Origin of the sequence: Streptomyces sp., assembly GCF_031178505.1 — a bacterium.
In the GTDB taxonomy this organism is placed as follows: domain Bacteria; phylum Actinomycetota; class Actinomycetes; order Streptomycetales; family Streptomycetaceae; genus Streptomyces; species Streptomyces gulbargensis.
The window spans coordinates 1-6568 of the sequence record NZ_JAPSIW010000385.1 but is presented as its reverse complement, the minus strand read 5'-3'; the positions used below and the strand labels follow the sequence as shown (position 1 = coordinate 6568).

The 6568-nt window shown below is 72.2% G+C and carries 6 protein-coding genes; 5 read left to right on the top strand and 1 reads right to left on the bottom strand.

Features of this window, described 5'->3' with window-relative positions; translation table 11 throughout:
- Together RIF68_RS22820 and RIF68_RS22815 are read left to right on the top strand one after the other, a co-directional pair.
- Nucleotides 1-696 (top strand): alpha/beta hydrolase (locus tag RIF68_RS22820; RefSeq protein WP_309053154.1); only part of this gene is annotated, 696 nt, incomplete at its 5' end.
- A 118-nt stretch (nucleotides 697-814) separates the two neighbouring features.
- Nucleotides 815-1267: a RidA family protein gene (locus RIF68_RS22815; RefSeq protein ID WP_309053153.1), complete on the top strand. Its 453-nt coding sequence runs from the start codon at nucleotides 815-817 to the stop codon at nucleotides 1265-1267.
- A 19-nt stretch (nucleotides 1268-1286) separates the two neighbouring features.
- Here RIF68_RS22815 and RIF68_RS22810 read toward each other — a convergent pair whose 3' ends face one another.
- Entirely contained in the window at nucleotides 1287-1883 is a 597-nt protein-coding gene (locus RIF68_RS22810; protein ID WP_309053152.1) for a HEAT repeat domain-containing protein, read from the bottom strand.
- A gap of 324 nt (nucleotides 1884-2207) precedes the next feature.
- Here RIF68_RS22810 and RIF68_RS22805 point away from each other — a divergent pair, with 324 nt between their 5' ends.
- The 3 genes from RIF68_RS22805 to ccrA all read left to right on the top strand — a co-directional run.
- On the top strand, nucleotides 2208-3989 hold the full coding sequence (locus tag RIF68_RS22805) for a 3-hydroxybutyryl-CoA dehydrogenase (protein ID WP_309053151.1): 1782 nt from the start codon (nucleotides 2208-2210) through the stop codon (nucleotides 3987-3989).
- 112 nt (nucleotides 3990-4101) lie between these two features.
- Nucleotides 4102-4926: a TetR family transcriptional regulator gene (locus tag RIF68_RS22800; protein ID WP_309053150.1), complete on the top strand. Its 825-nt coding sequence runs from the start codon at nucleotides 4102-4104 to the stop codon at nucleotides 4924-4926.
- Between the two features lie 399 nt (nucleotides 4927-5325).
- The coding region (gene ccrA / locus RIF68_RS22795; RefSeq protein WP_309053149.1) for a crotonyl-CoA carboxylase/reductase at nucleotides 5326-6568 on the top strand (1243 nt) is incomplete at its 3' end.

Here is a 6568-nt window from a genome sequence, read left to right as displayed (position 1 = left end):
GACACGGCGGCGCTCGTGGCGGCGTACGAACGGTACGGACGGTCCGACGCCGCCGCCGACAACGGCTACTCCGTCTACACGAGCGTGCAGTGCCGGGACGCGGCCTGGCCGCGCGACTGGAGCGTGTGGCGCAAGGACAACTGGGACGTGCACGCCAAGGCACCGTTCTCCACCTGGAACAACGCCTGGTACAACGCTCCCTGCGCGTTCTGGCCGGTGGAGCCGCTCAGCCCGCCGGACGTCCGCAACGACGAGGTGCCGCCGGTCCTCATCCTCCAGGCGACGGACGACGCGGCGACCCCCTACGAGGGCGCCGCGGCCCTGCACCGGCTGATGCGCGGTTCGAGCCTGGTGGTGGAGGACGGCGGCGGGAACCACGGCGTGTCGCTCGCCGGCAACGCGTGCGTGGACGGCCACCTGGCCGCCTTCCTGGCCACGGGCGCGGTGCCGCGCGGCAAGGCCGGCGCGGAGGCGGACGCGGTCTGCGCGGCGCTGCCCGAACCGGAGGCCGCGTTCGTCCCCGCGGCCGGCAGGACCCCGGGGAAGGCACCGGGGACGCAGGCCCGGGGCGTGGTCCCGGAGCGGGCCGGCGCGGAAGTCCGGGGAACGGCGGCGCGCGGCGCCGGGGAGGCGGCCGGCCGGGCCGGTGAGGCCGCCGGGGCCGCGCTCCACGCGCTCCTCGGCCACGTGCGCTGATCTCCCGCCCCGGCGGGGCTCCCCCGCCGGACCCGCACGCCGTGGTCTTCGCCACAGACGGTGCCCGCACACCCTCGGGTGGCGGGCACCGTCGGTGGCGTACGCGAGGATGTCCGGCATGACCAGTCACCTCACCCACGTCCCCGCCCCCGAGGGCCTCGCCGCCAGCCCCCAGTACAGCCACGTCGTCTGGGGCACCGGCCGGTTCGTCGCGATATCGGGGCAGTGCGCCCTGGACGCGTCCGGGGCCGTGGTGGGCGAGGGGGACGCGGTGGCCCAGGCGCGTCAGGTCTTCGCCAACCTGGAGCGCTGCCTGGCGGCGGCCGGCGCCGGTTTCGAGGACGTGGTGAAGCTGACCTATTACGTCACGGACGTGGCCCACCTCCCGGCGGTACGGGAGGCGCGGGACGCCCACTTCGCCGGGGCGCCGCTGCCGGCGAGCTCGGCCGTGCAGGTCTCCGCGCTGGTCCGGCCCGAACTGCTGGTGGAGATCGAGGCGTTCGCGCTGGTGCCCGAGGGTCCCGCCGCGGTGCCGGACGGCACGGGGGTGGAGCTCCGCCTCGTGCGCTGAGCCTCGCGCCCGGCGGTCCTCAGGGGGCGAGCCGGGCCAGTGACCGTTCGGCCTCGCGGCCGAGGCGGGGGTGCGGCAGGGCCGCCTCCAGGGCGGGGCGGGCCCGGGGGTCGCCGAGGGCGCCGAGGCCCTCGACGCAGGCGAGGCCGACCCGCCAGTGCGGGTCGCCGGGAGCGAGCCGCCGCCCGAGGACGGTGATCAGGGCCGGGACGGACTCGGGGGCGCGCAGCCCGGCGAGGAGCCGGACCGGCACCAGCGCGTAGGCGACGCGGAGTTCGTTGGTGGCGAGGGCGGCGGCCGCGCGGGCGGTACGAGGGTCGCCGAGCCGGACGAGGGCGTGGGCGGCGGTCACGCAGCGCTCGGGGTCCCGGTGGTTGAGGAAGAGGATCAGCGACTCGAAGGCGCGCCGGTCCCCGGAGAGGCCGAGGGTGACGGCGGCGATCTCGCGGGCCCAGAGGGGTTCACCGGGGGCGGTGAGGACGCGGTGGAGTTCTTCGGGATCGCGAGCGGCGGCGAGTTCCGCGAATGCCGGCGGGAGTTCTCCGGCCCCGTTCTCGATCTCGTCGCGCAATCGATCGATCATCGAGCAGAATTCCGGATCCTCGGCGATTTCCATGAATGCGAGCCTATCCGCGATCCAGATCACACTTTCTCAACTTCCCAGGACTGGCGCGCTCGTTACCGGCCGGTTAGTCTCAGGTGAGCGGGGCACCCCCCGCGCTTCCCACAACGGCCTGGTGACGCAGCCGTGGTGGGAGGTTCCGTGCCGCGAGGTGCGGGACTGTTCGTCGGTTCGGCAGTTTCGACGTGACTCCGGGACAGGGTCCGTCGCTTTTCACCAGGGCCCCGCCCCCGTTCTCCGGGCGCTGCCCGTGTGCTTTCCGCGCCCTTTCGCGCGCCACTGCCTTCAGTCGTCACTCTTCCTCCCTGGAGTCCCCTGATGGACACCCCTCTCTCCACCATCGCCGTCGTCGGTCTCGGCACCATGGGCTCGGGCATCGCCGACGTCCTCGCCCGGTCCGGCCGCGAGGTCATCGGCATCGACATCAGCGACACCGCCGCCGCCCGTGCCGTCGCCGCCCTGGAGGCGTCCACGGCCCGCGCGGTGGCCCGCGAGCGGATCACGGAGGAGGAGCGGCAGGACGTCCTGGCCCGCTTCCGTACCTTCTCCGACCTCCAGGCGGCGGCCGGGGCGGACCTCGTGATCGAGGTCGTGCCGGAGTCGTACGAGACGAAGCTGGAGGTCGTCCGGGCCCTGGACGGCATCATCCGGCCGGACGCGATCCTCGCCACCGGCACCAACGCGCTGTCGGTGACCCGGCTCGCCGCCGACTCGGCCCACCCGGAGCGGGTGATCGGCCTGCACTTCTTCACCCCGGTCCAGGCGATGAAGCTGGTCGAGGTGGTCTCGTCGGTCCTGACCGACCCCCGGGCCGTCGAGGCCGTCACCCGCCTCGCCGAGGACCTCGGCAAGGAGCCGGTCGCCGTGGGCGACCGGGCCGGGTTCATCGCGGACGGGCTGCTGTTCGGCTACCTCAACCAGGCGGCCGCCATGTACGAGGCGAAGTACGCCTCCCGCGAGGACATCGACGCGGCCATGAAGCTCGGCTGCGGTCTGCCGATGGGACCGCTGGAGCTGCTCGACCTGGTCGGCATCGACACGGCCCGTACCGTCCTGGAGGCCATGTACGCCTCCTCGCACGACCGGCTGCACGCCCCGGCGCCCATTCTCCGGCAGCTCTCCGAGGCCGGTCTGACCGGCCGCAAGGCGGGACGCGGCTTCTACTCGTACGCGGCGCCGGGCTCGTCCGAGGTGGTGCCCGACGCGCTCACCCCGGTGGCCTCCGGCGCCGCCGCGGCGGGCCGCGAGGTCCGCACGGTCGGCGTGGCCGGCTCGGGCACCATGGCCTCCGGGATCGCCGAGGTCTTCGCCAAGGCCGGGTACGGAGTCGTCCTCGCGGCTCGTTCCCCGGAGAAGGCGGAGACCGCCAAGGCACGGATCGCGAAGTCCCTGGCCCGCTCGGTCGACAAGGGCCGGATGTCGGCCGGCGACCGGGACGGGACGCTGGCCCGCATCACCCCGGCGGGCTCGCTCGACGCCTTCGCCGAGGTCGACCTCGCCGTCGAGGCCGTCGCGGAGGACCTCGAGGTCAAGCAGGAGCTGTTCGGGCGGCTCGACAAGATCTGCAAGCCGGGCGCGGTGCTGGCCACCACGACCTCCTCGCTGCCGGTCGTGGCCTGTGCGCGTGCCACCTCCCGTCCGCAGGACGTCATCGGGATGCACTTCTTCAACCCGGCCCCGGCGATGAAGCTGGTCGAGATCGTCCGGACCGTCCTGACCTCCGACGAGGTCCACGCGACCGTCCGCGAGGTCACCGCGAAGATCCGCAAGCACCCGGTGGACTGCGGCGACCGGGCCGGTTTCATCGTGAACGCGCTGCTGTTCCCGTACCTGAACAACGCGGTCAAGATGGTGCAGGACCACTACGCGACGCTGGACGACATCGACGCCGCGATGAAGCTCGGCGGCGGATACCCGATGGGCCCGTTCGAGCTGCTCGACGTGGTCGGCCTGGACGTGTCGCTGGCGATCGAGCGGGTGCTGCACCGTGAGTTCCGCGAGCCGGGCCTCGCCCCGGCCCCGCTCCTGGAGCACCTGGTGGCCGCCGGCTGCCTGGGCCGCAAGACCGGGCGCGGCTTCCGCGAATATGCCCGACGCTGAGGCGTACGGGCACTGGGGAGGGCTGCTGAGCTCCCCGGGCACCACCGGTGCTCCGGGGGGTTCCCCGCCCCCACCTGGGCACACGGCCCGTCCGATGCAGTACGTTCGGGACATGTCCAAGGCCGCGAAGTCACCCCGTGCCACCTCCCCGTCCGACGCTCAGGAGAGCGCGGCGGGCACCCGTGCCGCCACCCAGCGGCTCAAGATGCGCCGGGAGCTCGCGGCCGCGGCGATGGAACTCTTCGCCACGAAGGGCTACGAGGCCACCACGGTCGACGAGATCGCGGCGGCGGCCGGGGTGGCCCGCCGGACCTTCTTCCGCCACTTCCGTTCCAAGGAAGAGGCGATCTTCCCCGACCACGACGACACGCTGGTGCGGGCGGAGGCGGTCCTGAACGCGGCGCCGCCGCACGAGCACCCGCTCGACACGGTGTGCCGGGGCATCAAGGAAGTCATGAAGATGTACGCCGGCTCTCCGGCGGTCTCCGTGGAGCGCTACCGGCTCACCCGCGAGGTGCCGACGCTGCGGGAGCGGGAGATCGCCTCGGTGGCCCGCTACGAGCGGCTGTTCACGCGCTATCTGCTGGGGCACTTCGACGAGCGTGACCACCACGACGGGAACGACGACCCGCTGCTGGCGGAGGTGGCCGCCTCGGCGGTGGTCACGGCCCACAACCACGTGCTGCGGCGCTGGCTGCGGGCGGGTGGCCAGGGGGACGTGGAGGCGCAGCTCGACCACGCCTTCGCGATCGTCCGGGAGACCTTCGGCAGCGGCATAGGCGCGGGCCGGCCGGCCCCGTCCTCCGCGCAGAACGAGCCGCAGGCCCCCGCGGCGCGCGCCTCGGCCAGGGGTGACGTGGTCGTCGCCGTGGCCCGTACGGACGCCCCGCTCGACGAGGTGATGCGCACCATCCAGGACGCCCTCAGCAAGGGCTGAACACCGCTCCACGACGTGGGCCGCACCCGGTTTCCGGGTGCGGCCCACGTCGTATATGCGCAGCTCAGGGCGATTTTCGATCGATCATCGCTCATCCGTGACAGCCAGATCGCATCTGAGTGAAATTGTTGGCACGCAGTGCCTTGCCACGTGACACGGCGTGCCATACGTTGATGTTGTCCGGGCGGCCGGCGCGCAGAGATCACCTCGTGCGCCGGCTGTCCCCACCGGCCACCAGGCCCGTGCGCCCGGACGCCTGCGTCACAGGCACCCTCGCGCTCCACACCAGCGCCGCCACACCGCACCACCCAGCCGAACCGACGGCACACCTCCATCGCAGCACCCCTCGTCGTAACCCCTCAGGCGTCCTCCCCCGGACGCTCACCGCCGGAGGCAACCGTGAAGGAAATCCTGGACGCGATCCAGTCGCCGGACTCCACGTCCGCCGATTTCGCGAACATCAAGCTCCCCGAGTCGTACCGGGGCGTGACCGTCCACAAGGACGAGGCGGAGATGTTCGCCGGTCTCGCCAGTCGGGACAAGGACCCCCGCAAGTCGCTCCACGTCGACGACGTCCCGCTCCCCGAGCTCGGCCCGGGTGAGGCGCTCGTCGCCGTCATGGCCAGCTCCGTGAACTACAACTCGGTCTGGACCTCGATCTTCGAGCCGGTCTCGACCTTCGGCTTCCTGGAGCGCTACGGCCGGCTCTCCGAGCTCACCAAGCGGCACGACCTGCCGTACCACGTCATCGGCTCCGACCTCGCGGGCGTCGTCCTGCGCACGGGCCCCGGCGTCAACGCCTGGAAGCCCGGTGACGAGGTCGTCGCGCACTGCCTCTCCGTCGAGCTGGAGTCCTCGGACGGCCACAACGACACGATGCTCGACCCCGAGCAGCGCATCTGGGGCTTCGAGACCAACTTCGGCGGCCTCGCCGAGATCGCGCTCGTCAAGTCCAACCAGCTGATGCCGAAGCCGGACCACCTGAGCTGGGAGGAGGCGGCGTCGCCCGGTCTGGTCAACTCCACCGCCTACCGCCAGCTGGTCTCCCGCAACGGCGCCGGCATGAAGCAGGGCGACAACGTCCTCATCTGGGGCGCGAGCGGCGGCCTCGGCTCGTACGCCACCCAGTTCGCCCTGGCCGGCGGCGCCAACCCGATCTGTGTCGTCTCCTCCCCCGAGAAGGCCGACATCTGCCGGTCCATGGGCGCCGAGGCGGTCATCGACCGCAACGCCGAGGGCTACAAGTTCTGGAAGGACGAGAACACCCAGGACCCGCGCGAGTGGAAGCGGTTCGGTTCCAAGATCCGTGAGCTGACCGGCGGCGAGGACATCGACATCGTCTTCGAACACCCGGGCCGCGAGACCTTCGGCGCCTCCGTGTACGTCACCCGCAAGGGCGGCACCATCACCACCTGCGCCTCGACCTCGGGCTACATGCACCAGTACGACAACCGGTACCTGTGGATGTCGCTCAAGCGGATCATCGGCTCGCACTTCGCCAACTACCGCGAGGCATGGGAGGCCAACCGCCTGATCGCCAAGGGCAAGATCCACCCCACCCTCTCCAAGGTCTACTCCCTGGAGGAGACCGGCCAGGCCGCCTACGACGTGCACCGCAACCTGCACCAGGGCAAGGTCGGCG

Excerpts from the sequence above, each read along its gene's own strand:
- RIF68_RS22800 (WP_309053150.1), top strand. The coding sequence starts at position 4,102 with ATGTCCAAGGCCGCGAAGTCACCCCGTGCCACCTCCCCGTCCGACGCT.
- RIF68_RS22810 (WP_309053152.1), bottom strand. The coding sequence starts at position 1,883 with ATGGAAATCGCCGAGGATCCGGAATTCTGCTCGATGATCGATCGATTG.
- RIF68_RS22805 (WP_309053151.1), top strand. The coding sequence starts at position 2,208 with ATGGACACCCCTCTCTCCACCATCGCCGTCGTCGGTCTCGGCACCATG.
- RIF68_RS22815 (WP_309053153.1), top strand. The coding sequence starts at position 815 with ATGACCAGTCACCTCACCCACGTCCCCGCCCCCGAGGGCCTCGCCGCC.